The sequence below is a fragment of the Chryseobacterium lineare genome (assembly GCF_977014045.1).
On the sequence record NZ_CDRNIQ010000001.1, the window covers coordinates 3,528,751 to 3,554,209 of the forward strand.

A 25,459-nucleotide genomic window follows, 5' to 3' on the forward strand; every position below is an offset into this window, starting at 1 on the left:
ATACTCATTAATGAAAAATCAACAATCTATTCAGGGAATTTTATCAGTCGTTGCATTGCTTTGTCTTGCAGCAGGGTGGTTCAATTTCTTTTCCGAAGATATCAATCTGCTACTTTCAAGAAAAGTTTTTTATGTGTTGATCGGGATCAGTTTTTTCCTGCAGGCTCCTTTTTTAAATAATAAAAATTTTATGTACGCCATGTACGGTGCTGCTGCATTATGCATTGTGGGGGCATTATTTCCTATAGAATGGAAGATTTCAGGAATAAAAACAATAGGCCTTTTGGCGGGTATTATCCTTTCATTTACAAACAGACCCACTTACCGTCAGTAGATCATGGAGGAGCAGATTGTTTATGAAGATAACCATCTTTTAGTGATTAATAAAAAGGTCGGGCAACTTGTTCAGGGTGATAAAACCGGTGACGAATCGTTACTGGATTCCATTAAAAACTTCATAAAAAAACGGGACAATAAACCGGGGAATGTTTTTCTTGGTTTGGTTCACCGCATCGACAGGCCAACTTCAGGGTTGGTAATTTATGCTAAAACTTCCAAAGCTCTGACCCGTTTGACGCAAATGGTTAAAAACCGTGAAATCACAAAAACATATTGGGCTGTTGTGGCAAAAGAAATGATTCCACATACTCAAAGGCTGATTCATTATTTAAAGAAAAACGAAAAAAATAATAAGGCTATTGTTTTCCCAAAAGCAACTGACGGCGCAAAAGAAGCTATTCTTACGTATAATGTTATTAAAACCTTAGATAATTACCTCTTACTGGAAATAGATCTGGAAACCGGAAGACACCACCAGATCAGGGCTCAGTTATCGAAAGCCGGTGTCCCGATTAAAGGTGATTTGAAATACGGTTCACCTCGTTCAAATCCAGACGGAGGAATCAATCTCCACGCCAGAAAGTTGGAATTTATTCATCCGGTTACCAAAGAAAATATAGAGATTATCGCTCCTGTTCCGCAGAATGATGCGATATGGAGAGCTTGTGAGATTTAAAAACTAATATTTAATGAAACTTAAGTTAATTTTATTTTCAACGCTAGTTCTATTTACAATTACATATTGTTCTGATAACGATAATGAAAATCAATCTGATGAATTACTGCAAACGGTTGTAGTAAGCCCCAATAAAATATCTTGGACATATCCCAGCCTTTATTATCCACCCACATCAGCACCAGACCCCAATTATCATATCGAATATGATTCTCAGGGAAGAGTGAGTAGAAGGGTCGGTGTAAAAATAAATGCGGCTCCTGGTTCTGGGCTAATTTATACATATTCAAACTTGTTTTATACAGATATTACGTACAATGGGAATTTAGTAACTTTAGGAGATTATAGTTTTAATCCTTCTGAAGGAAATATATATTTGAACGAAAGAAAAGTTGAGCTTGATGGTCAGGGCAGAATTTTTAAAAGAATCATTCCTTCACCTTTTGCATATGAATATGAAGAACATCTTACTTACCATTATGATAATAATGGAAAACTGGAAGATATTTTAACTGAGTTTCCTAATCGTCCTTATGATCCTACAGACCCAAGTGATTTCATATTGACATACTTAGAGAAATTTACTTATAATAATGATAACTTAATACTCGCCGAAAAAATATATCAACGAAATTATATTAATTTTCAAACGTTTAAAATAGTGGAGTTTGGTAACTTTGATACAAAGCCCAATCCATTTTCAAAATTAGGAATACTGGATGACTATTTTTACCTTTCCTTATCTAAAAATAATCCTCAGAAGAATGTAATTAAAGAGTTTGATTATAACAATAATATATGGAAAACTACTTACACAGGATCATGGATTAATCAATATGACACCAGTGGAAACTTAAAACTTTCACAATAATTTATAATACTAAAAATATAAGACTGTCTTTAAATAAAACAGTCTTTTTTTTATTTTAAATTAAAATCAATTTTGCCCGTTCCAAAAAAATCTCTACCTTCGTCTCAACTTTAGGGGTGTCTGTTTACAAACAGGCTGAGATTTTACCCTTTGAACCTGATTTCTAGATCATACTAGCGTAGGGAAAAGTGAAATGACTTTGCGGTACATTCTATTGTACCATCATGGACATTCCTAAAGTATATATAAAAATTTAGGAATGGAACTCATAATCAACCACACATTAAGAACATTCGATATACTTCCAGAAACACTGGAAGCATTATTGGCTATGGAAATTCCTCAAAAGCGAAAGGGTATTGCCGTAGCACTCAACAATCGTATTATTCCGCAGTCATTCTGGGCGGAAACATTACTCAACGACAAAGATTCAATCTTAATTATCACGGCCACTCAGGGCGGTTAATTCCACATAAAAACAAATATTGTATGGCTCACAACATCACACGTTCGCCGTTTCCGAACTCAAAAAAAATCTATGTCAAAGGGGAAATTCATCCCATCCGTGTAGCAATGCGCGAAATAGAACTCAGTCCGACGAAACTTTCCAGCGGATCTTTAGAACATAATCCACCGGTCACTGTTTATGACACCTCAGGACCTTACACCGACGAAATTTCAGAAATCAATATTGAAAAAGGACTTCCGAGAATCAGAGAACAATGGATTTTAGACCGGAACGATGTAGAAATTCTTGAGGGAATCACTTCCGAATATGGAAAGTTACGTCTCACGGATTCAAAGCTTGATGAATTGCGCTTTTCTTACAACCACAACCCAAAAGTTGCTAAAGAGGGAAAAGAAGTTACCCAATTATACTACGCAAAACAAGGCATCATCACTCCCGAAATGGAATATATTGCTATCAGGGAAAACCAACGAATCGAGCAGCTGCATTCTGTTTCCAAAGAAATGGCTTTTCAGCATGAAGGAAACAGCTTTGGGGCGAGAACTCCAAAAAATAAAATCACTCCCGAATTTGTAAGAGACGAAATTGCGGCCGGAAGGGCAATCATTCCCAATAACATCAACCATCCGGAAAGTGAGCCGATGATCATTGGAAGAAATTTCTTGGTTAAAATCAATGCTAATATCGGAAACAGCGCAGTTTCATCAAGTATCGAAGAGGAAGTGGAAAAAGCAGTCTGGGCTTGTCGTTGGGGAGCGGATACAATCATGGACTTATCCACCGGAAAAAATATTCATGAAACCAGAGAGTGGATTATCAGAAACAGTCCGGTTCCGATTGGTACGGTTCCTATTTATCAGGCCTTGGAAAAAGTAAAAGGGGTTGCAGAAGATTTAACTTGGGAAATCTTTAAAGATACTTTGATTGAACAGGCAGAGCAGGGTGTTTCCTATTTCACGATTCACGCCGGTGTTTTGTTGCGATATATTCATCTTACCGCAAAAAGGGTGACGGGAATTGTTTCCCGGGGAGGTTCTATCATGGCAAAATGGTGTCTTTTCCATCACAAGGAAAACTTTTTGTACACGCATTTTGAAGAAATCTGCGAGATCATGAAAAAATATGACGTTGCTTTTTCTCTGGGTGACGGTCTTCGTCCGGGTTCGATTGCTGATGCCAATGATGAAGCCCAGTTTGCAGAGCTGGAAACACTGGGTGAGCTGACAAAAATCGCTTGGAAACACAATGTTCAGGTCATGATTGAAGGTCCGGGACACGTTCCGATGCACATGATTAAAGAAAATATGGATAAGCAATTAGAGGAATGCCACGAAGCACCATTTTACACGTTGGGACCTTTGACTACTGACATTGCGCCGGGTTACGACCATATCACTTCGGGAATCGGAGCGGCAATGATCGGATGGTTTGGTTGTGCGATGTTGTGTTATGTGACACCAAAAGAACATTTAGGACTTCCAAACAAAGAAGATGTAAAAGTAGGAGTGATCACTTATAAGCTGGCTGCTCATGCAGCTGATCTGGCGAAAGGGCATCCCGGAGCGCAGTACAGGGATAACGCTTTGAGCAAGGCAAGATTTGAATTCCGTTGGGAAGATCAGTTCAACCTTTCTCTGGATCCTGAAACAGCAAGATCTTACCATGATGAAACACTTCCTGCCGACGGAGCGAAGATCGCGCATTTCTGTTCGATGTGCGGACCGAAATTCTGCTCAATGAAAATCACACAGGAAATCCGTGAATCAGCAGAGAAAGGAATGTTCGACAAATCTCAGGAATTCATTGAAAAAGGAAAGGAAATTTATATATGATTATCGTAATCACTCCTGAAGAATGTGTTCAGAACGAAACTGGTATTATTAATGAATTGTTTCAAGAAGGACTGGATTTACTTCATCTCAGAAAACCGTTTATCAATCGGGAAGAAATGGAAGACTTTATTCAGAAAATAGATCCGCAGTTTCATCATCAGTTGGTTCTGCACAGTCACTATAATCTGGCGAAAGAGTTTAATATTTCAAGATTTCATTTCAGGGAAGCGGACAGACAGAATGGATTGGCTGAAAATTTTATAGATAAACTCATTTCAACTTCGGTTCATGACATCGAAACTTTTAATGAATTAAATGAAGAATGGAATTATGCCTTTATCAGTCCTGTTTTTCCGAGTATTTCTAAAAAAAGGTATGGAGAAGATTCAACTGTTTTGAATGATATTAAAAACCGAAATAATCCGAGAGTAAAGCTTGTTGCACTGGGAGGAATTAATGAAAATAATATTCATGAAGTTTTCAAAAGTAAAGCAGAAGGAGCGGCTTTATTAGGTGCCATCTGGGAAAGTAATGAACCTTTACATATTTTCAAAAAATGCAGACAGAACGTCCTTTCGTTATGAGTGTCGCGGGCTATGACCCAAGCGGGGGAGCAGGCTTGCTGGCAGATATTAAAACATTCGAACAGTTGAAAGTTCAGGGATTGGGAGTTTGTACAGCAATGACAATACAGACAGGATCTCAATGCATTAGTCTTGAATGGCAACCTTTGGAAACAATTCTTTCATCAATTGATATTTTGATGAAAAACTACCCAGTTAAAGTGGTAAAGATCGGCGTGGTAAAAGATGCTGAGTTTTTAAACGAAATAATTTCAACTATTAAAGCCAATCATCAGGAGACAAAAATTATCTGGGATCCGGTTTTAAAAAGTACGTCAGAGTTTTCTTTTTTTGATCTGAATACCATTCCACAATTAAAAAATATGATACAGCAAATTGATTTACTCACACCAAATTATCATGAATATAAAGTTTTGCAGGAAAATAATGTTTTTCAAGTTGGGGATGGTTCATGTTCAGTTTTAATTAAGGGAGGTCACCGGAAAAATCAGTTAGGAACAGATGTTTTAATAGATAATGGAAAAGAAATCGCTATTGAACCCAATGATACAAGTTCTGATTTTTATCCAAAACATGGTTCAGGTTGCGTCCTCTCTTCAGCCATCGCAGGTCATTTAGCAAAAGGAGAAAATATGGAACAGGCTTGCAGGAAAGGAAAATTATACATTGAAAAGTTTTTAACAAGCAATCCCACTTTATTAGGATTTCATTCTTAAAATCTTAGCGCTCTTCGTGTTAAATCAAAATAAGAAAATGGAAAAATTACAATACATCTCTCAAGGCTTCACCATAGAAGATCAGGAACTCAATATCCGGAAAGCACTTGATAACGGCATACAATGGATACAGGTTCGTTGGAAAAATGCTCCTGAAAACGAATTTATAAGGCTTTGCGAAACTTCAAAAGAACTTTGCTTAAAATATCGGGCGGTCTGTATTATTAACGATCATATTCAGATCGCAAAAGACATCGATGCAGACGGAGTTCATGTCGGTTTACAGGATATGTCGGTAGAAGCGGCAAGATTTATTTTGGGTGAACAAAAAATTATTGGAGGCACGGCCAATACATTTCAGGATGTGCTTCAGAGAATGGCAGAATCCTGCGATTATATTGGGCTGGGACCTTTACGGTTTACGCAGACCAAAGAAAAGTTGAGTCCTGTTTTAGGTTTCGGAGGCTATCAGAAAATCATACAGAAATTAGAAGAAAAAGCATTGGAAATCCCTAAGATATTTGCTATCGGAGGTGTTGTTCTGAACGATATAAAATTATTACAGCAGATCGGAATTTATGGTGTGGCGGTTTCAGGGCAAATTACGGAGCAACCGTCCATAATCAGTCAATTTAAAACAGCATTACAATGAAAAATCAACAATTAACAATAGCAGACCGAACCTTCGAATCAAGATTGTTTTTAGGTACCGGAAAGTTCGGAAACCTTTTACAAATGACAAATTCCATCATTGCTTCGGGAAGTGAAATGGTAACCATGGCATTGAAAAGGATCGACGCACAATCTTCTGAAGATGATTTATTAAATGCCCTGAGGCCGGCAAACGTTCATCTTTTACCTAATACTTCGGGAGCGAGAACGGCAAAGGAGGCCGTATTGGCAGCACAATTGGCAAGGGAAGCCCTGGAAAGCAACTGGGTCAAGCTGGAAATTCATCCCGATCCGAAATATCTTCTCCCTGATCCGATTGAAACCTTATACGCGACCGAAGAATTAGCCAAATTAGGGTTTGTCGTAATGCCATATATTCATGCTGATCCGGTATTGTGCAAACGTCTCGAAGATGCAGGAACGGCTGTAGTGATGCCATTAGGTGCACCAATCGGAACCAATAAAGGATTGAGAACCCTTGACTTTTTAGAAATCATCATCAGCCAGACGAATGTTCCTGTGGTGGTAGATGCCGGAATTGGCGCACCTTCCGATGCAGCAAAAGCCCTAGAGATGGGAGCAGACGCGGTATTGGTGAATACTGCCATCGCCGTAGCTCATGATCCTGTACGAATGGCACAGGCTTTTAAAGAAGGAGTAATCGCCGGACGAAGAGCATTTGAAGCAGGTCTCGGCGCTATTGTTCAGCACGCAGAAGCATCAAGTCCGCTGACCTCTTTTTTGTTTGACTAACTGAATAAGCAAGAGCAGAGCCCTAAAAGGGCAACCCAATACAAAAATAGGATGAAATCCTATCGTGAATAGAACATTTAATAATGATTAGCTTATATCAATTTCAGGAAGGATTGTAAAAAATCCCGTAGTAGAATTTAAGAGCCCTGAAAGGGCGACCCAATACAAGAATAGGATGAAATCCTATTTTTGAGACGACCTAACAAAGGATAGGATGAAATCCTATTTAAAGAATAACATTTACACATAAATTGGATTAAACGGGATGAAGAGTTTTGAAAACCTTTTTGCACAATATCAATGGGATGAAATAAAAGAAAGACTCGGGAAAGTAACCTTGTCCGATGTTGAAAGAAGCCTCCAGAAAAAGAACAGAACGATAGAAGACTTTCTGAATTTTCTTTCGCCAGTAGCTGCTCAAAAGTTAGAAGTAATGGCAAAAATGGCACAGCAGCTTACCCAGAAACGATTCGGAAAAACAATTCAGCTGTATGCTCCGTTGTATCTCAGTAATGAATGCCAGAATATCTGTACATATTGTGGATTTAGTTTAGATAATTCCATTAAAAGAAAAACATTGACCGACACAGAATTAATGACCGAAGCATCAGTGTTAAAAGCAATGGGGGTAAATCATGTTTTGCTGGTAAGTGGAGAAGCGAATAAAACCGTGGGAATTGATTATTTTTTGAATGCTGTTCAGTTACTGAAGCCTCATTTTGCCAATATTTCCATTGAGGTTCAGCCTTTATCTGAAGAAGAATACCGACAATTACATCATGCGGGGGTGAATGCCGTTTTAGTATATCAGGAAACCTACCATCAGGAAGTGTATAAAGAATACCATCCAAAAGGAAAAAAATCCAACTTCGGTTTTCGGCTGGAAACGCCTGACAGAATCGGTAAAGCGGGAATTCATAAGATCGGACTCGGTGTTTTACTGGGACTTGAAGACTGGAGGGTTGACAGCTTTTTCAACGCGCTTCATATCGATTGTCTTCAAAAACAATATTGGAAAAGCAGGTTTTCCGTTTCATTTCCCAGGCTGCGTCCGGCTGAAGGAATCATAGAGCCGAATTTCATCATGGAAGACAAAGATTTGTTGCAATTAATCTGTGCTTACCGAATCTGGAATGAAGATCTTGAACTTTCCATTTCAACAAGAGAAAATGAAAAGTTCAGGAACAACATCATTTCCTTGGGAGCAACAGCAATGAGTGCTGCTTCAAAAACCAATCCCGGTGGATATGCCGTAGATAGAGAATCCCTGGAACAGTTTGAAACCAGTGACGAAAGAAGTATGGATGAAATCAAAAACATCATTAAAAAAGCCGGATACGATCCCGTCATGAAAGATTGGGATAATATTTATAGTGGCATTTAAAAATTAAAAATAATTTCAACCATTAAGATTTTATTAAGGAAAAGCTGTTTAAACTTTTTATATAACCACAAAAGTGACAAAAGATGAGCTCAATTTTATCTAAAGTTGATGACTATAAATGAAAAAAGGGTACAATAGTTTTAAAAATCTTCGATTTTTATTCTTTTGAGAACTTTGATTTTTCTAATCATTGCGTTAAGATTATCTTTTGTGACTTTTGCGGTTAATTCTGGAATTAGTTTAAACAAGTTTGGAGTTAAGTTTTATTAAGAAAATACTTTTTAGCATTCAACTTATTTTATTCGTTGGCGAATGCTTAATTTTTTCTTAACTCCTTAATAAAAACTTAATGTTTCAATAAAAAACTCATGAAAAAAGAAGACCCCTTCGCACGCTACAGCCGGCAGATCTTTATTGAAGAAATCGGATTGGAAGGTCAGCGGAAAATCATCAATGCCAAAGTACTCGTTATCGGAGCAGGAGGATTGGGCAGTCCTGTAATCCAATATTTAGCTGCGGCTGGCGTGGGAACTTTAGGGATTGCAGACTTTGATGAGGTTGAACTTCACAATCTGAACCGCCAGACCATACATACTAAAAGTTCCGTAGGACAATCGAAAGTGAAAAGTGCGGAACGGTTTATTAATGAACTGAACCACCAGGTGAAATGTATAGGGATAAAAAAAAAATAGATCCTTCAAATGCAGAAGAAATCATTTCCGGGTTTGATATTATCGTCGACGGTTCAGACAACTTTACCACAAGATATCTGGTCAATGATACCTGTGTACGATTACAAAAGCCGCTTGTGTACGGAAGTATTTTGGGTTTTGAGGGGCAGATCGCTATCTTCAATTATAAGGGCAGCAGAAATTTAAGAGATATCTTCCCGGAGCCACCGTCTGAAAATCATATTCCCGATTGTGACAGCCTGGGAGTTTTAGGGCCTTTGCCCGGAATGGTGGGAAGTATGATGGCTGATCTGGTTTTGAAAATAGTGACGGGTTTGCCTTTGCCGCTAAATAAAATTATATTAATTGATACTTTTAAATGGCAGTTTCATGGCATTGATTTTTAGATGATTAGATTGTATTCATTGTGATGTAATGTATTTCTGAATTCTATTTACAAGTTTATCAATTGGAAATAACAATAATTTGTTTAAATTTGTACCGAAAATAGCCTGACACAGGCAATTTTTTAACATAAATGATAAATGAAACACGCATGATGAAAAAATTTCGTCTTTATACTTTTTTGCACCTCTATGAAAGGTCGCTAAACTTGCATATAATAATCCTGCAAAACTCAATATATTTTCAGAAATACTTTTTGGATCATTCCATTTTCAAAATGTTTTTTCCGTGTTCATCAAGCGTTAGAAATAATTTCAGAGCTTCGGATATCATGTCAGATTACTTCAGCCGTCCTCCGCCATGATATTAACCGTTAATTCAGTTCTTTAAAGAATCGGATACATCGATTTAATAGGTTAAACAAGCTTATTTTTAGGTTTAAAGTTACTCATGATGAGTTAATCATAAACATTATGTAAATACAAACAATGAAAAAAATTATTACAATTGCTGTTTCATTATACAGCTTATCACTTTTTAGTCAAGTTGGGATTAATACCACTCAGCCAAAAGCGACTCTTGATGTAACCGCCAAGACCACCGATGGCAGCAGACCAGAAGGGTTTATTGCGCCTCGCCTTACCGGAGATCAAATTAAGGCAGGAGATGACCAATACGAAACTGCGCAGACAGGAACCATTGCATATGCTACTTCAGCTGCTACGATGCCTAGGACCACTAAAACGGCAGGTATCACGGCACCCGGATACTATTATTTTGACGGTGCCGTATGGAAGAGCTTAAGTATGGTAGGTACCACAGCTTCTGTAGTGTCAGACTGTAATACAAATGGTTTTACGGGTAACTATACCAATGGAACGGCTATGACGGCGTCAAACAAATTTTCTGTCACCGTTACCAACAACTCATTCACTACGGCAACTATTGCATTTCAAGCCTCTGATTTGGTACTAAGTGGTGTTTCAGGTATTACAGTTGCTTCCGCAGCCCCTACAAGCGCTACTTTAATTTCAGGTCAGTCTCAGTTGGTTGAATATACCCTTAGCGGTACACCAACCTCTTCCGGGACTTTATCGGGAACCTGGACAAAATTAGTGTTAAACTGTACAAAAACAGTTGCAGTAATTGAACCGCCTATTACCTCGCTTGATTGTGCAGGGGCAACTAAAAACGGAAATTTAACAGGAGGTCTTGCAGCAAACGGTGTATCTGCAGTAATCAGCTATGGCGGAGGCAATGGTTCTGCATACAGTGATCAGACAATTTCATCCACGGGTGTTACCGGATTAACGGCTACCTTGGTGGGCGGTAATTTTACGCCAGGAGGCTCTTTAACCTATAATATTACAGGAACTCCATCTGGCGGAGGGACAGCGGTTTTCCCCATCAGTATAGGAGGAAAGAGCTGTACGCTTAACTTCACAGTAAACAACACGCCTGCTGTTACCTGTGGCAGTACGACACAATCTCCTGCAGGCACATTAATAAACAATACTGCTTATACCGGTTCCTATACGATGTCCTATACCGGTGCACCGGTGGGCGTAAGCTATCCTGCACAGACATTTACTGTAAATGGGCTTACATTACAAAGGAGTGCTGGTACATTCACCTCTACAAGTGGTACAGTCACATATACCCTTAGTGGTACATACACTGGTGTAAGTAACCAGATTGTTACTTTTAATCCGTCATTAGTTGCAGGCTCTACGTGTACTGTTGTATATGGTGATGCCATACGAGGCGCCCTTGAAGCAGCAGCATCAGCCGGAGGAACAGCATGCGAAAGCTGTGCTGCTTATGATACAGCATCGGTAAACGATTGGGTAAAAGTCAATGCGGCAGAATATGCTGCGGTTTACAATACGGCCAATATTCCCGGAGCTACTTTAGTTGGTCAGGCGAATGCACAAATGAATACATCATCATTAATTAATCAGGGAAGTAATTACACTTTTGCAAGCAATGACAATGATGCACGGGTACCTGCAAATAGTTATATGATCGGTTTTTCTGTGGTTATAGGTTCGAACCAAAATGGCAATAATAATAACGTAAAAGTATCAGCTTCACAAACAACAGGTTTTACCCAAATGGGGAATAAATTCACAATACAAGGCAGTGGTAGAGTGTATTTCGTTTGTAAGCGACCAACTACAACCACACCTAACACTTCGGGGAATGGTTATTTTGGCTCCTATTTGTCAGTTGGAGTATATAGTACTTTGGTAGGTTCTAATACTTATTATTTTAACTATCATTCTGGCGGGGATGAGAGCTCAGTTCCTTTCAGACAGAATAGCTATGGAGGTAATTATGGGGTTATACTTCAGCAAGGTATAGCAACAACCACAAAATCCTGGTAATCTTCTTTTCTTGGTTTTTACCATAGAATGCACCAACAATCCACAACAATTAAATAATGATCCTAATCCTAACAGGTTTTCAAAACCTGTTAGGATTTAATAACAACTATTTAAAAGTCAATAATAATGGCAAAAATTCTTCACAAAATCAAAGCGTATCTCTATGATAACGTTTTAACCAAAGACAATCCTAATGATTTCACGGCAAGAACCATCAGTGAGCGAAGCCTTAATGTAAAGCAGGTCTGCCAGTCAGCCGTGAGCCGCGGCGGTGCAGATATCTCTGCCTCTTCGATGGAACATGCAACAGAGCTATTTCTTAATGAAATGGCGTATCAACTGTGCGATGGGTATTCCATCAATACCGGTTACTTTACTGCCAATATCACCATCCGAGGAGTCTTCGACAGTCCTTCGGAGACTTTTAATAAAGATAAGCACAGTATTATCTTCCGGTTCAATCAGGGAGAGAAACTGAGAGCGGAGATTCCCAATATTGAAGTTGAAATTCTGGGTGTGGCAGAATCTTCTGCCGCAATTTTACAGGTAACGGATGTGAAGAGCGGTTCGGTCAATGATCTCCTGACTCCTGGCAGAAATCTTAAGATTGCCGGAAGCAAGATCAAAGTAGCGGGGAACGATCCTTTTATCGGGGTGTTCTTTGTCAATACCGCCTCTAATGTCAGAACAATGGTAGAGGAAAGCGATATGGTGACCAATAATCCTTCGGAGCTTATTGTCGTGATTCCCGCATTACTGGCAGGCACGTATCAGCTGGAAGTGGTGACGCAATATGCAGGCAGTATGACGCTCAAAGAGCCTCGCACCGCCGTTTTTGACCGTGAACTCACCGTCCAGTAAAATATGAGGATTGCAACGGTGCTTGCAAGGGGTATGCAAGGGTGCTAACAAGGCTCTTACACCGAGGCTTGCAAGGTGCTTGCACCGTACCATGCAATCGGATTGCAAAAAAGAAGAAGCTCTTTTCCGGCCGGCAAAAGAGCAGTTCATTATAAAGTCCGGCTAGTATCATTTTTTTGTGTGCGCTCCGGTTCGGGTAATAAAAACGATGGTTTGATATTCTCATCGTTTGAAAATCCCGGCCGGATTTTTTTTGTGAGAGAGTTTTTGGAGTTTGAAGGTTTTAGGGTTTTAGAGTGTGAGAATTTTAGGGTTGGAGAGTTTCAGGGTCTGAGAGTGGAGAGTCTTGGCGCCTGTCACTGAAGCGATGCACTTCTGTCACCCTGAGCTCGTCGAAGGGCCAGTACAATAGTCACATCCTAATAACTAAGGCTTACCGTATATAACACTGTTTTTGAACACTAAGCGCACCAAGGTTTTTTGAAAGTATAGCGCATATTTAAGTTTCACAAAGCCGTTCCACTTAGAAGAGAGCACCAAGCCATCTATTTTTGTGGGAGAGTCAGAGTGTTTTAGAGTTGTAGGGCGTGAGAGTTGTGGTGGTTCTAGAATACTTCCTACACAACGACCTCCATTCTATACATTCCCATTGTCATCCCGTAGGGATCTAAGCTAGAATCTTTCCATGCTACTGTTACCAACGATGCCGAGATTCCTACCGGAAATCGAAGATTATCTCCTTTAAGTCGATGAATGTTATTTCGACGGAGTCAATGACAAACTGGGCGGATGGGTTTGAGGGTGCTAGCGTATGAGGGTTTCTGAGTAATGACAAAGAGTTGTAGAATGGTGGTGACTGAGGGTCTCGAAGTCACATACTCTTTACATCCTAATAACTAAGGCTTCGGCGCCGCTCAGCCACCATTTGCTGTGCCACTGGTCTGGCTCCAAAAAATAAGGACTTCGATAACGAAGCCCTTATTTAGTTTATTGTCCCTGCTGCATCACGCCGCCGGTTTCTTCTTTTTTAGTCTGATTCAGGATGTTGGCATCTTCTTTCGCCAGCTTGTTTTTCGTCGGAATCTTGTAGTTAATGGAAAGTCCGAAGTTTCTTGTGTCATATTTACTTTTGATGTAAACCGATTCACCCGTTGGCGGGTTTGACCGTACCTGCATCACCTGTCCGTTGAAGATATCATTTGCAAAGACGGAAACCGTCAGACGGTTATCCATGAATTTCTTTGTCACCGTAAGGTCAAACGAATTGTTGAAAGGTTTCTCGGCTGTGAAATAAAAGTATCCTGCTTTTGGGGTCAGGTAACTGTAATTGGCCGTCAGCTTAATGTCTTTCGGTAAAATGATCTGCGTCATGATGTTGAAGATCCAAAAGCCTTTGTTGTTCAAATTGTCAATATCGTGTTTCTGGTATCCTGCATATAAGTACATGAAATTAATTTTATCAGGATTGAAATTAAACTTCATGATCTCGCTCAGCGGCTTGCTGAAGATCATAAACGGAACAGGCAATCCGACATTGAAATTATGAATTCTCATGTCTGAAATATTAATCTGCTCATTAAATAAATTCCTGCCGTCTTTTCTGATGATCTGAGCCACCTGGTTTTTTGCTGAGCTCACACTGTAACCGATAAAGGCATAGTCGAAGGCTGAGATCTTCAGTTCATAATTGTCGAAAATAGTGGGCTGAAGATTCGGGTTACCGGTCACCTGGGTATTGGGTCCCTGGAAAGTCACGTTGTTCGGGTTCAGGGCAGAAATGCTCGGTAAGCTTATCTTTTTATTATAGTTGGCCGCTATATAGACCTGGTTCATCAGGTTGTACTGAACGCTTGCATTCGGGAATAATTTAAACTTATTGAAAGGAATAAGATTGGCTTCCGTAAGCGTATTATTTTTATCATAATATCTGGTAATCCCCGAAATGTCATAATTTTCAGCACGGGTTCCCAATATGAAATCAAACTTCTTCAGCTTTGCCTGCAATTCCAGGTAGGTTGAAGTGGTCTGCCTTGTATAATCAAGATTGGTAATTCCTTTGCTCTCCGTATCGAAGTTCTGGTGTTCATACAAGCCTCCCAAACTCACTTTTCCTCCATCGAGAAGATTAATCGGTTGAGAATAATCCACCTTGAAATTGGCGATTTTCATATCCGATGTATTATCCAAAACATTTCCCAAAGAGATTCGGGGTTCCGCAGAATTCAAATCTTCATAGGTTTTATCTCTGAAAATATTGTCCTGGGCAAATTTGCTGTCGGATTTGGTATACCCAAACTGGAAATCCAGCTTTTGAGCTTTGTCTGCAAAACGTTTTTGGTAAGTAACCACTGCTTCCTGTCTTGTTGTGAGCGTGTGGGCACCATCGAATGCATCAAATGTAAAGTTTCTAAACGTGTATTGTTGAGGGGTTGTATTGGGAATCGGATTTTTTTCCTCTCCCTTACCGTTGCTTGCAGTATAATTGTCGTTATTGTTATGGTAAATATCGTAGTTTAAGAGCAATCTGTCCTGACCCAGATCAAAAGTTAATCCCGATTTGGCAAAATAACCTCTTCCGAATCTGTCGGTATTGCTGGTTAAAAGATTATCCTGCTGGCCGTTCAGCATACTTTCACGATAGTTCTGACCAATATTTAGTTGCCATCCGAAGATTTTATTTCTTGCATTTAAATTTAACGAGTTGCTCGTTCTGCTTCGGAATTTATCATAGTTCGTAAATGAATAGTTTCCGGAATAGGTAGCTGTTAAATATTTATTGGCGTTCTTGTTGGTAATAATGTTCATGATGGCACCCCCTGAAGTAGCAGGGAATTCTGCTCCCGGCTGGGTAATCACTTCGATTCTGTCCACGGAATTGGCAGGCATTCCTTCCAGGAAGGAATTAAGCTCATTGGAAGTAATATTCAAAGGTCTTCCATTAAGATATACATCCAGCACCTTTCCCTGATACATCATTCCGGCGATATCAGTAGATACAAGTCCCGGAAGTTTTTTAATGCCTTCTAAAACATTTCCGTTATTAAGCTGTGGCTGCTCTGAAAAGTCGAAAATCGTACGGTCGGCTTTCTGCTCAACGGCTTTTTTAGTTTTGGTGATGGTAACCTCTTCAATCTGTTTTTCTTTAACCTGGTTATTGGTCTTTTCCTGAGCGTAAGTAAGAACCGTACCCAGAAAAGATAAAGCAATAATTGTTTTTTTCATAATGTCCTGTCGTATCAGGTTAGACGCATGAAATTTATTTTTGTTACAGGATAGGCTTTATTTTATATACTTTAAAACAGATTCGGGTCTGTATTTTGGGCTTCTCTTCAGGAAATCCATGAAAAAAGCGGTATGGGTGCCTCCCATGAGCAGGACGATGCGGTCATTTTTATTGATATTGATCTTATTGAAGTTCGAAAACATCACGAGATTTCGGTGATACATTTTAGCGGCCTCATCAGCTCCTTCATGCTGATCTTTAGTTGAAACATAGGTGAGCATATCGGCATTAATATTTATAAGCATATCCAATACCTGCGGATGATTATTGAATTTAAATAACTCACGGAAAGCCATTTGATCTTCAGGATACTTTTTTTCGCTTTCTTCTACAAGTTCGCCGTATTTCTGATAGGTATTATCTTCCTGTTTGTTTTTGAGATTATAATAAAGACTATAATTGTACGACTCTTTATAATCTATACCGAAGATTTTAGATTCATGCGAAAGTCTTCCGATTTCAAAGGCCAGTAATTCTATTTCTCCCGGATTTTCATACTTCTTTTCGGGGTTGTCCAGATATTCGAGATAGGCTTTACGAAGCTTTTCATTGTTTTCAGGCAATTCTTCCACAACGATAATGGTGGGCCTGAAAGCGGCAATCTCCGCAGCAATTTCATGGATCCGTCTTTTATTTTCCGCATTGTGCTCATCAAATTCGGTAGTATTTGCATCAGATGTCGTTCCCATGTGGAAGGTGGCGATGTTTAAGACAGGAACGGCGTCATCAAATTTATCTTTGAATTGAACATGTTGTGCCTGCAGGGAAGCTGCAAAAGCAAGGGTAAGCAGGGTGAAATGGATGGGTTTCATAGTTATGGGTTTGTCGGAATGAGGAGGTGTCGAATAGAAGGTTTGTGATATAAGTATTAAGTCTGTTTAAACATTAATAACCGCAAAAGTCACAAAAGATGAGTTGAATTTTATCTAAAGTTGATGACTGCAAATGAAAGAGATGACAATAGCTTTAAAAAATCTTCGATTTTATCTTTTGAGAACTTTGAATATTCTAATCAATGCATTAAGAATATCTTTTGTGACTTTTGCGGTTAATTCTGGAATTAGTTTAAACAAATTTATTCTCAAAAGAATATTGCTTTATTTCAAAGAATTGAATTCTATGTAATTGAAGTCGGGGGATGAGGTGAATAATTGTCTCAAAACAGAGGCATGCCCATTGCCAACAATGATCAGCAATCGGTCTTCCGGATTATGCGGAATATTCTGAATGTTTCTGAATATTCTCAGGTTCCTGTTGTACCAGTACAATGCCAGCATATCGGCACCATCATATTTTCTCAGCTTAAAATCTCCACTCAAGTAAGCCCCATATTCATGTTGATGATATTCTTTTCCGTTCATGAATTTGAACATATCCAGCAGCGATTTGAAATTCTTGGGTTCTGTACTTTTAAAGAAAGCATCATATTGCTTTGAAGCAGGATCGTTGCTCTGAAAATCATATTCTGCACTCAAATTCTTAAAATACAATGAATCTGTCTTTCCGAATTTTTCCTGCAGATCATCCAGCACCGAATTCGCATCAATGCTATACAGCTCGTTTATTCCAAGATCTTTTGCAATGCGCATGGCAAGCTGATAACGCTCGTCTCTTTTGTCATTATATTTACCTTCTTTATAGTCTTTTAATTTCTGGTTGGCATTCCAGTTCGGAAATGCTTCGATGGCGATTTTTGTAGGTTTGAACTTTTTAATATAATCTACAAGCTCAGTGACTTCTTTTGCCGTTTTCGGAGACAGCACATCGACCTGATCTCCTTTTTCAGTTTTGTGGGCGTCGAGATTCGGGTAATCGAAATGGAAGGATCCTACGACGAGCACTTTTGTTTTGGCACCGGGAAAATATTCCGCAGGCTTTTTCTGGGCGGTAATGATTGTCGATAAGCAAAGCAAAAATGTGCATACTAATGTTTTCATAATTATTGATTAAAGTTTAATGAATGGTTACTTTGTACTGTTCTCTGCAAAATTATTGTTTGTCATTAATCAGAAATAGTGCATTTCGGCGAACCACGATAAAACAGCCACAAAATAGATTTATCGGAAAAAAAGAATAGTTTATCGAGAATGGGAGGTAGATTTTCATAGAAAATCTATTTTTGCTGTATGAAAAACAGCAAACTGCTTTATCTGCATATTTTCTTTTGGACGATCTATATTATTGGGGCGGTTCTGATTCCCTATTTTGTATTCCATTCCAACGCTACTATATTTAATATAACCTTTTTTATTACCAGTATCATCTGTTTTTACGTCAACTATTTTATTGTCGTTCCCAGGTTTTTTGACGCCGACAAAATTTATAAATCCTTTGTTGCTTTTTTCCTGAGTGTAAGTTCTTTTGTATTGGTCAGATATTTTGCAGAGGAATGGTTTCTGCCAACCTATTTCGGAATCAGGAATTATTCAGAAGATACAAGTTTCGGCTTTTATTTCTTCGATAATATTTTTTATAGCAGCACTACGATCTTTATCAGCACTACGTTCTGGTTCTTCAAATATTCCATCATTGCAGAAGAGGAGAAATCCCAGCTTGTTGAAGCCAAAAAAACCGCGGAATTACAGGCGCTGAAAACCCAGATCAATCCTCATTTTATCTTTAATTCTTTAAATAACATCTATTCTCTGGTCTACCAGAAATCGGATAATGCATTGCCCGCGATTGAAGAGCTGAGCCGACTGCTCCGGTACAGTACGAAAGACCTCGGCGAAGATCGCATTGCTTTGGAAAAAGAGATTGGTTATATTGAAAGTTTGATGGCGTTGGAAAAACTCAGAATTAAAAATCCTGAACTGCTAGTCATGGAAAAGAAAATCCTTCATCCGAACCTCAGTATTTCACCGATGATCCTGGTTCCGTTTGTTGAGAATGCTTTTAAGCACGGAGATTTTAGAAATAAAGGTTTTGAAATGAGAATTTCTGATGAGAATAAGATATTACACTTTTATCTTTTAAACTATAAAAAAGAAAAGATGAAAGATCCGGTATCAGGAATTGGTATTGAAAATGTGAGAAAAAGGCTGGAAATTTTATATCCTCAAAGATATACCCTGAATATTAAAGACCTGGAAAAAGAATTTGTGGTAGATTTGAAAATTAATTTAAGAGATGAAAACCATTAAATGTATTATTGTCGATGATGAGCCGTTGGCGATCTCTTTGCTGGAAAATTATATTCAGGAAATTCCTTTTCTTGAATTGGTATCTTCCAATGAAAATCCTATTGAAGCTTTAGAATATATTCAGAATAATGAGGCTGATCTTGTGTTTCTGGATATCCAGATGCCGGAACTTACAGGAATCAATTTCATGAAGATCCTTGGCGATAAGATGAAGTATATTTTAACAACCGCTTATTCCGAATACGCTTTGGAAGGCTATGAACATCATATTGTCGACTATCTTCTGAAACCGATTTCACTTGAACGTTTTCGCAAAAGTGCTGTAAGGGCTCAGGAACGTTTTTCATTGGGAAAGCAGGAACAAAACCATTTCTTTGTAAAATCTTCGGGACGGCAGCACAGAATCATTTTTGACGATATCTTATATATTGAGAGCATCAGAGATTATGTTAATATAAAAACTGCTGATGAAGAATTTATTGTGTTAGATACACTGAAATCAATGGAACAGCAACTCCCGGAAAGTTCTTTTGTCAGAATTCATAAATCTTTTATTGTTAATCTGAATCAGATTAAAAACATTGGAACTAAAAAAATCATCATCAATCCTGAATATGAAATTCCGATAGGAGAGAACTACAGAATGAATTTTCTGACCCGCATCAAATAAAAAAGCAACTTCAATTGAAGTTGCTTTTTCTATCATTAATTAAATCTAACAATTAATTTTCTTGTTGCTTAATCAGGTTTAGGGCAGAACCCGCTTTGAACCATTCGATCTGCTGATCATTGTAGGTATGGTTTGCCATAACGATGTCTTTAGATCCGTCTGCGTGTACGAATTCTAATGTAAGTTGTTTTCCAGGAGCAAATTGCTCAAGATCAAGGAAATTAACAGTGTCATCTTCCTGGATTTTATCATAATCGGCTTCATTGGCAAACGTTAATCCGAGCATCCCTTGTTTCTTAAGGTTGGTTTCATGGATTCTTGCAAATGATTTTACCAATACTGCTTTTACTCCAAGATGTCTTGGTTCCATTGCCGCGTGCTCTCTTGAAGATCCTTCACCATAATTCTGGTCTCCTACAACAATTGAAGGGATTCCCGCAGCTTTATAAGCTCTTTGTACAGCAGGAACTTCTCCGTAAGAACCATCTAACTGGTTTTTTACTTTGTTGGTTTCCATGTTGTAAGCGTTTACCGCCCCGATCAGCATGTTGTTGGAAATATTGTCAAGGTGGCCTCTGTATTTCAACCATGGCCCAGCCATAGAAATATGGTCGGTTGTACATTTTCCGAAAGCTTTGATCAGAACTTTAGCACCTTCAATATTTTTACCGTCCCAAGCAGGGAACTCTTCTAATAACTGAAGTCTGTCTGAAGTAGGGCTTACATTTACCATAACATGAGATCCGTCTTCAGATGGAGCCTGGTATCCGTTGTCATCCACAGCGAAACCTTTTGCCGGTAATTCAGAACCTTTTGGCTCGTCTAATCTGATCTGCTCACCCGCTTCGTTGGTTAAAGTATCTGTAATCGGGTTAAAGTCTAATCTTCCGGAGATTGCTACCGCAGCCACCATTTCAGGAGAAGCTACGAAAGCGTGGGTATTTGGGTTACCGTCTGCTCTTTTTGCAAAGTTTCTGTTGAAAGAGTGAATGATGGAGTTTTTCTCTCCTTTTTCAGCACCTTCTCTGTCCCATTGTCCGATACATGGTCCACAAGCGTTGGTAAATATTCTTGCGTTCTCGAATTTTCTGAAAGAGTCTAAGAATCCGTCTCTCTCAGCGGTATATTTTACCTGCTCAGAACCTGGGTTGATTCCTAAGATTGCTTTAGGTTTTACGCCTTTGGCAACAGCATCTTCCACGATGGAAGCAGCTCTTGATAAATCTTCATAAGAAGAGTTGGTACAAGATCCTATCAATGCCCATTCAACTTCTAAAGGCCATCCGTTAGCTTCTGCTTTTGCTCTGAATTCAGAAACAGGAGTTGCCAAATCCGGAGTGAAAGGTCCGTTTAAGTGAGGGGTAAGTTCAGAAAGGTTGATTTCTATTAATTGGTCGAAATATTGTTCAGGGTTTGCATATACTTCAGCATCACCTGTCAAGTGTTCTGCAATCTGGTCTGCAGCATCCACAACATCCTGTCTTCCGGTAGAAGCAAGATATCTTCTCATAGAATCATCATATCCGAAAGTAGAAGTCGTAGCACCGATCTCAGCACCCATATTACAGATTGTTCCTTTTCCTGTTGCGGAAAGAGATTCTGCGCCTTCACCGAAATATTCTACGATGCATCCTGTACCTCCTTTTACGGTAAGAATACCTGCTACTTTAAGGATAACGTCTTTTGCAGAAGTCCATCCTGACATTTTTCCGGTAAGTTTTACCCCGATGAGCTTAGGCATTTTAAGTTCCCATGCCATACCAGCCATTACGTCTACTGCATCAGCGCCACCTACACCGATAGCCACCATCCCTAAACCTCCTGCGTTTACCGTGTGAGAGTCAGTTCCGATCATCATACCTCCAGGGAAAGCATAATTTTCCAATACTACCTGGTGGATGATTCCTGCTCCCGGCTTCCAGAAGCCGATTCCGTATTTATCACAAACAGAACTCAGGAAGTTGAAAACCTCCGAGTTTTTATTGATACCTTCCTGTAAATCTTTATCAGCGCCTACTTTTGCCTGAATAAGGTGATCGGCGTGAGCTGTTGAAGGAACAGCGACCTTTGTTTTTCCGGCCTGCATAAACTGCAAAAGCGCCATCTGTGCCGTTGCATCCTGCATTGCTACTCTGTCCGGTGCGAAGTCTACGTAAGAATTTCCTCTTTCATGTGCCTGTGTGGCATTTCCTTCCCAAAGGTGAGTGTATAATATTTTTTCTGATAATGTAAGAGGTTTTCCCATCACCTGTCTTGCTGCTGCAATCCTTTCAGGGTAACGCTCATACACTTTTTTGATCATATCGATATCAAATGTCATATCTCAAAAACGTTTTAAAATTATCAAACAATTATAAATGTTCCCAAAAGTACGAATTTTTAATATTTTATAGGGGCTATATTATTTAGATTCTTTATAAATATGAGTTTTATAATTTCTATTTTTCAACGTATTTTTGCAGGCAGTATGGGTGTAAAAAATATAATTCAGGTTCTAAGTTTGTTGATTTCGGTTACTGTATTTTCTCAAAAATCAGCTCCAAAAAAAGGACCTGTAAAAAAGAAAGTGATTGTTGCTAAGGAAAATACTGTTTTACCTGTTGTTAATGAGGACCTTCCTCTTTTAATTCCAAAAAAGAAAGACGGTAATTTCGGGTATGTCGACCAGAAAAGAAGATTTGTCATAAAGCCCGAGTATCATATCGCGGTTTTCTTTTATGAAGACTGCAACCTGCTGAATTCTCCGAATGAAAAACTAAGAAAATTCGGAACGGCAGAATATGCAACAGTAGAGAAGGACGAAATCTCGTATAGAGTAGATAAAAAAGGAAAAAAAGTGTACCGTTTCAAGCAGGAAGATCTTGGCAGATGTGTACACAAAGAATATACACAACAGCTTTATCAGGCTTATGTTTTAAACGGATTCTACGGAATCATTGAGAAAGATACTTTTAAAGATCCGGCAGATTACAGGCAGTTTCAGATTTATCCTCAATATGATTATCTTTTTATTCTTGAAGGCGATGATGTGGCCAATCCGATGATCGTTGCCTCTAAAAACAATATGTTTGGAGTTATTGATGTTCACAACAGAATCATCATTCCTTTTGAGTATGACGACATCAAACGCAACTTCAGCTGGAAGCTCGGGAAAATGTTTGATGTTTCCAAAGACGGTAAAAATTATTATTATATTGATTCAAATAACAAGACATATTAGAGGTAAGTATCCTGAAAGTTGGGGGTTAGTTTAAGAAAATAGTATAAATTGATGAGTTTGGTGAAAAACTCTGACAATATTTTCATACTTTTGCAGCAGATATAAAGGGGTGCTGTCACAAGCTGAGATTATACCCAATGAACCTGGAACGGGTAATGCTGTTTAGGGAATTTAAAAAATGTAACAATAGAACAGTGTAACAATATACCAATTCTTATTGTTAGACTGGTAAACTGGTGCATTTTTACATTAATTTTAATCCGCCCCTTTTATTCATTAAATGTTAAAATTTATAGAATGAAAGGATTATTTTTTTTAGGTCTTACCGTAGGCTCAGTGGCCTTTATCCAGGCACAGAATAGCGATTCCTTACAAATAAAGGAAATTGAAGCCGTTAATTTTACCAAAAGACTTCCTGTTGCCAAAGAGATTGTCAACGTTCAAAGAGATTTAGACAGTAAAAATCTTGGGCAGGATCTTCCGATTCTTCTTAAAAATCAGACTTCCATTATCTCAACTTCCGATGCGGGCAACGGAGTTGGTTATACCGGTTTCAGGATTCGTGGTGTTTCGGGAAGCGGCATCAATGTGATGATGAACGGAGTGCCATATAATGATTCTGAAAGTCAGGGTACTTTCTTTGTGAATGTTCCTGATCTTACGAGTTCTGCATCACAAATTGTCATTCAGCGGGGTGTGGGAACATCGAATAATGGAGCCGCGGCTTTCGGAGCAAGCATTAACGTGCTTTCAAAAGATCCGGAAGACAAGTTTTATGTAAAAACAGATGACAGCTACGGATCATTTAATACTTATAAATATTCAGCTGAAATAGGTTCCGGAAAATTCTGGGGAAACCGTCTTTCTGTGATGGGAAGATATGCGCATATCAATTCCGACGGATATATCGACAGGGCTTTTTCAAAACTGAATTCATATAACTTCACGGCTTTATATGAGGAAGGGAATACCAGAATCCGCCTGATGGCTTTCGGAGGTAAAGAAAAAACCTACCAGGCCTGGAACGGAATCGACAGGAAAACCTGGGACACCGATCCCAAATTCAATTATTCCGGGGCGATTTACGATGCCAACTGGGAAAATATTGTAGGCTTTTACGATAATGAGACAGACAACTATCGACAGAATCATTATCAGTTGCTTTGGCAGCAAAAGTTTAATGATAAATGGAACCTTGAAACCACTTTCCATTATACAAAAGGAAAAGGATATTACGAAAATTATAAGCAGGGCGATCCATTTGCCAGATATAATTTGTCGGATTTTAATGGGGAAGAATATTCAGACTTTATCAGAAAGAAATGGCTGAATAACGATTTCTACGGAATGGTGTCAACCCTGTATGGAAAACTGGGAATTGTTGACCTGAACTTCGGCGCAGTGGCCAATCAATACTATGGAAGACATTTCGGAAATGTAACGGGAGTTTTCATTCCGCAGATCGATGAACATGAATATTACAGAAACCGATCGGTTAAAAATGAAGTGGCAGGTTTTGCAAAAGCATTGGTAAGAGTTTATGACTTCGAATTCTTCGGAGATCTTCAGTTGAGAAATGTTGATTATAATACGAAGATCATTACCTCAGGAGATGACGAAGGAGCTAATTTAGATAAAAACTGGCTGTTCTTCAATCCTAAATTTGGGGTCAACTATAAAATTGGCAATGGAAAAATCTTTGTTTCCTACGCCCATGCCCACCGTGAGCCGAATCGTGACGACCTTTTGGCAAACAACGATGTAAAAGCAGAAAAACTTCACGATTTTGAAGCCGGTCTTGAAAAACAATTCGGCCCCGTATCTTTTACGGCGAATGTATATTATATGTATTATGTTAATCAGCTTGTTCTGAATGGTGAGCTGAATAATGTAGGCGCTTTCATCAGGACCAATTCAGGGAAAAGTTTCCGCAGCGGGATTGAGCTGGGAGCTTTGGCTAAACTTTCCAAGCAATGGGAGCTTACCGGAAATGTAAGTTTCAGCAACAACCGCAATTTAGACTTCAAAGTGGAAAATGAAAGTGGCGTTCAGGATCTGGGGAACACACAAATTTCTTTCTCTCCGGATATTATTGCTAATCTTGGAATCAGATTTAATCCTGATAAAAATTTCCAGTTTGCCCTCACCAATCAGTATGTCGGAAAACAGTATCTTGACAATTCCGAAGATCAGAATCTTCAGCTGAAAGATTATTTTCTGACTGATTTTAATGTTCAATACAAATTCAAAATTCATAATAATGACATTGCGCTCAAGCTGCTGGTCAATAATATTTTCAACAAAAAATATGTGAACAACGGTGCTGTGTACGATGGATCTCCCTACTATTTTTCTCAGGCAGGTACGAATTTTATGTTCGGGATCAGCTGGAAAATTCAGTAATCAATCAGGCTATATTGAAATAATTATAGTAAAAAGTAAAGTTAGATTTTTAAGACTGCTTCGGCAGTCTTTTTTTTATCAGGAGTTTTATCCTGCTATCCACTATATCTTTTTGGTTAC

At 38.8% G+C, this 25,459-nt stretch carries 20 protein-coding genes, 1 pseudogene and 1 riboswitch; of the genes and pseudogenes, 17 read left to right on the forward strand and 4 right to left on the reverse strand.

The features are described from left to right. Nucleotides 1–10: 10 nt before the first annotated feature. The 13 genes and pseudogenes from ACWNCI_RS15825 (at nt 11) to ACWNCI_RS15885 (ending at nt 12,620) form a co-directional block, all read left to right on the forward strand. Nucleotides 11–334: a hypothetical protein gene (locus ACWNCI_RS15825; RefSeq protein WP_346983447.1), complete on the forward strand. Its 324-nt coding sequence runs from the start codon at nt 11–13 to the stop codon at nt 332–334. Continuing rightward, nucleotides 335–1,015, forward strand: a complete 681-nt coding sequence (locus ACWNCI_RS15830; RefSeq protein WP_449389504.1) for an RluA family pseudouridine synthase — start codon at nt 335–337, stop codon at nt 1,013–1,015. A 13-nt stretch (nt 1,016–1,028) separates the two neighbouring features. Continuing rightward, entirely contained in the window at nt 1,029–1,886 is an 858-nt protein-coding gene (locus ACWNCI_RS15835; RefSeq protein ID WP_449389035.1) for a hypothetical protein, read from the forward strand. A gap of 102 nt (nt 1,887–1,988) precedes the next feature. Next, a riboswitch (TPP riboswitch) is annotated at nt 1,989–2,088 on the forward strand. A 57-nt stretch (nt 2,089–2,145) separates the two neighbouring features. After that, nucleotides 2,146–2,352 (forward strand): sulfur carrier protein ThiS, encoded by a 207-nt coding sequence (thiS, locus tag ACWNCI_RS15840; protein ID WP_449389036.1) that lies wholly within the window; start codon nt 2,146–2,148, stop codon nt 2,350–2,352. Between the two features lie 23 nt (nt 2,353–2,375). Next, complete coding sequence (thiC, locus tag ACWNCI_RS15845; protein ID WP_449389037.1) at nt 2,376–4,187, forward strand: phosphomethylpyrimidine synthase ThiC; 1,812 nt, start codon at nt 2,376–2,378, stop codon at nt 4,185–4,187. Next, entirely contained in the window at nt 4,184–4,771 is a 588-nt protein-coding gene (locus ACWNCI_RS15850; protein WP_449389038.1) for a thiamine phosphate synthase, read from the forward strand. The genes thiC and ACWNCI_RS15850 overlap by 4 nt, the downstream gene beginning before the upstream one ends. Continuing rightward, nucleotides 4,744–5,487 (forward strand): hydroxymethylpyrimidine/phosphomethylpyrimidine kinase, encoded by a 744-nt coding sequence (locus ACWNCI_RS15855; protein WP_449389039.1) that lies wholly within the window; start codon nt 4,744–4,746, stop codon nt 5,485–5,487. The genes ACWNCI_RS15850 and ACWNCI_RS15855 overlap by 28 nt, the downstream gene beginning before the upstream one ends. Nucleotides 5,488–5,524: 37 nt before the next feature. Then, a complete protein-coding gene (thiE, locus tag ACWNCI_RS15860) occupies nt 5,525–6,139 on the forward strand; it encodes a thiamine phosphate synthase (protein ID WP_449389040.1) in 615 nt (204 codons plus the stop codon). Next, nucleotides 6,136–6,912: a HisA/HisF-related TIM barrel protein gene (locus ACWNCI_RS15865; protein ID WP_449389041.1), complete on the forward strand. Its 777-nt coding sequence runs from the start codon at nt 6,136–6,138 to the stop codon at nt 6,910–6,912. The genes thiE and ACWNCI_RS15865 overlap by 4 nt, the downstream gene beginning before the upstream one ends. Before the next feature lie 265 nt (nt 6,913–7,177). Then, nucleotides 7,178–8,296 carry a 2-iminoacetate synthase ThiH gene (gene thiH / locus ACWNCI_RS15870; RefSeq protein ID WP_449389042.1) on the forward strand — a complete coding sequence of 373 codons (1,119 nt, stop codon included), beginning with the start codon at nt 7,178–7,180 and terminating at the stop codon, nt 8,294–8,296. Between the two features lie 368 nt (nt 8,297–8,664). Further along, a pseudogene (locus tag ACWNCI_RS15875) lies at nt 8,665–9,374 on the forward strand (HesA/MoeB/ThiF family protein). A 486-nt stretch (nt 9,375–9,860) separates the two neighbouring features. Next, complete coding sequence (locus tag ACWNCI_RS15880; RefSeq protein WP_449389043.1) at nt 9,861–11,759, forward strand: hypothetical protein; 1,899 nt, start codon at nt 9,861–9,863, stop codon at nt 11,757–11,759. Nucleotides 11,760–11,885: 126 nt separating this feature from the next. Beyond that, nucleotides 11,886–12,620 (forward strand): DNA-binding domain-containing protein, encoded by a 735-nt coding sequence (locus ACWNCI_RS15885; protein WP_449389044.1) that lies wholly within the window; start codon nt 11,886–11,888, stop codon nt 12,618–12,620. Nucleotides 12,621–13,607: 987 nt separating this feature from the next. Here ACWNCI_RS15885 and ACWNCI_RS15890 read toward each other — a convergent pair. From ACWNCI_RS15890 to ACWNCI_RS15900, 3 genes are all read right to left on the reverse strand, one after another. After that, nucleotides 13,608–15,842, reverse strand: coding sequence for an outer membrane beta-barrel protein (locus tag ACWNCI_RS15890; RefSeq protein ID WP_449389045.1), 2,235 nt, complete (start codon nt 15,840–15,842; stop codon nt 13,608–13,610). Nucleotides 15,843–15,899: 57 nt separating this feature from the next. After that, nucleotides 15,900–16,715, reverse strand: a complete 816-nt coding sequence (locus ACWNCI_RS15895; RefSeq protein ID WP_449389046.1) for a DUF5694 domain-containing protein — start codon at nt 16,713–16,715, stop codon at nt 15,900–15,902. Between the two features lie 285 nt (nt 16,716–17,000). Then, on the reverse strand, nt 17,001–17,840 hold the full coding sequence (locus ACWNCI_RS15900) for a DUF5694 domain-containing protein (RefSeq protein WP_449389047.1): 840 nt from the start codon (nt 17,838–17,840) through the stop codon (nt 17,001–17,003). Nucleotides 17,841–18,029: 189 nt separating this feature from the next. On the opposite strand from ACWNCI_RS15900, the gene ACWNCI_RS15905 reads away from it, so the two are divergent. Both ACWNCI_RS15905 and ACWNCI_RS15910 read left to right on the forward strand, forming a co-directional pair. Beyond that, the gene (locus tag ACWNCI_RS15905) at nt 18,030–19,046 is read left to right on the forward strand and encodes a sensor histidine kinase (protein ID WP_346983434.1); all 1,017 of its coding nucleotides are present in this window, start codon (nt 18,030–18,032) and stop codon (nt 19,044–19,046) included. After that, nucleotides 19,033–19,716, forward strand: coding sequence for a LytR/AlgR family response regulator transcription factor (locus tag ACWNCI_RS15910; protein WP_449389048.1), 684 nt, complete (start codon nt 19,033–19,035; stop codon nt 19,714–19,716). Before ACWNCI_RS15905 ends, ACWNCI_RS15910 begins: the two co-directional genes overlap by 14 nt. 52 nt (nt 19,717–19,768) lie before the next feature. Here ACWNCI_RS15910 and ACWNCI_RS15915 read toward each other — a convergent pair whose 3' ends face one another. Further along, on the reverse strand, nt 19,769–22,036 hold the full coding sequence (locus ACWNCI_RS15915; RefSeq protein WP_449389049.1) for an aconitate hydratase: 2,268 nt from the start codon (nt 22,034–22,036) through the stop codon (nt 19,769–19,771). A gap of 102 nt (nt 22,037–22,138) precedes the next feature. Between ACWNCI_RS15915 and ACWNCI_RS15920 the strand changes: the two genes are divergently transcribed. Continuing rightward, complete coding sequence (locus ACWNCI_RS15920; RefSeq protein ID WP_449389050.1) at nt 22,139–22,936, forward strand: WG repeat-containing protein; 798 nt, start codon at nt 22,139–22,141, stop codon at nt 22,934–22,936. 297 nt (nt 22,937–23,233) lie between these two features. Then, nucleotides 23,234–25,339, forward strand: coding sequence for a TonB-dependent receptor (locus ACWNCI_RS15925; RefSeq protein ID WP_449389051.1), 2,106 nt, complete (start codon nt 23,234–23,236; stop codon nt 25,337–25,339). Nucleotides 25,340–25,459: the final 120 nt, after the last annotated feature.

What these genes read in the sequence shown, in the direction of transcription:
- ACWNCI_RS15825 (WP_346983447.1), top strand. Translation starts at nt 11, where the DNA reads ATGAAAAATCAACAATCTATTCAGGGAATTTTATCAGTCGTTGCATTG.
- ACWNCI_RS15835 (WP_449389035.1), top strand. Translation starts at nt 1,029, where the DNA reads ATGAAACTTAAGTTAATTTTATTTTCAACGCTAGTTCTATTTACAATT.
- thiS (WP_449389036.1), top strand. Translation starts at nt 2,146, where the DNA reads ATGGAACTCATAATCAACCACACATTAAGAACATTCGATATACTTCCA.
- thiC (WP_449389037.1), top strand. Translation starts at nt 2,376, where the DNA reads ATGGCTCACAACATCACACGTTCGCCGTTTCCGAACTCAAAAAAAATC.
- ACWNCI_RS15850 (WP_449389038.1), top strand. Translation starts at nt 4,184, where the DNA reads ATGATTATCGTAATCACTCCTGAAGAATGTGTTCAGAACGAAACTGGT.
- ACWNCI_RS15855 (WP_449389039.1), top strand. Translation starts at nt 4,744, where the DNA reads ATGCAGACAGAACGTCCTTTCGTTATGAGTGTCGCGGGCTATGACCCA.
- thiE (WP_449389040.1), top strand. Translation starts at nt 5,525, where the DNA reads ATGGAAAAATTACAATACATCTCTCAAGGCTTCACCATAGAAGATCAG.
- ACWNCI_RS15865 (WP_449389041.1), top strand. Translation starts at nt 6,136, where the DNA reads ATGAAAAATCAACAATTAACAATAGCAGACCGAACCTTCGAATCAAGA.
- thiH (WP_449389042.1), top strand. Translation starts at nt 7,178, where the DNA reads ATGAAGAGTTTTGAAAACCTTTTTGCACAATATCAATGGGATGAAATA.
- ACWNCI_RS15880 (WP_449389043.1), top strand. Translation starts at nt 9,861, where the DNA reads ATGAAAAAAATTATTACAATTGCTGTTTCATTATACAGCTTATCACTT.
- ACWNCI_RS15885 (WP_449389044.1), top strand. Translation starts at nt 11,886, where the DNA reads ATGGCAAAAATTCTTCACAAAATCAAAGCGTATCTCTATGATAACGTT.
- ACWNCI_RS15890 (WP_449389045.1), bottom strand. Translation starts at nt 15,842, where the DNA reads ATGAAAAAAACAATTATTGCTTTATCTTTTCTGGGTACGGTTCTTACT.
- ACWNCI_RS15895 (WP_449389046.1), bottom strand. Translation starts at nt 16,715, where the DNA reads ATGAAACCCATCCATTTCACCCTGCTTACCCTTGCTTTTGCAGCTTCC.
- ACWNCI_RS15900 (WP_449389047.1), bottom strand. Translation starts at nt 17,840, where the DNA reads ATGAAAACATTAGTATGCACATTTTTGCTTTGCTTATCGACAATCATT.
- ACWNCI_RS15905 (WP_346983434.1), top strand. Translation starts at nt 18,030, where the DNA reads ATGAAAAACAGCAAACTGCTTTATCTGCATATTTTCTTTTGGACGATC.
- ACWNCI_RS15910 (WP_449389048.1), top strand. Translation starts at nt 19,033, where the DNA reads ATGAAAACCATTAAATGTATTATTGTCGATGATGAGCCGTTGGCGATC.
- ACWNCI_RS15915 (WP_449389049.1), bottom strand. Translation starts at nt 22,036, where the DNA reads ATGACATTTGATATCGATATGATCAAAAAAGTGTATGAGCGTTACCCT.
- ACWNCI_RS15920 (WP_449389050.1), top strand. Translation starts at nt 22,139, where the DNA reads ATGAGTTTTATAATTTCTATTTTTCAACGTATTTTTGCAGGCAGTATG.
- ACWNCI_RS15925 (WP_449389051.1), top strand. Translation starts at nt 23,234, where the DNA reads ATGAAAGGATTATTTTTTTTAGGTCTTACCGTAGGCTCAGTGGCCTTT.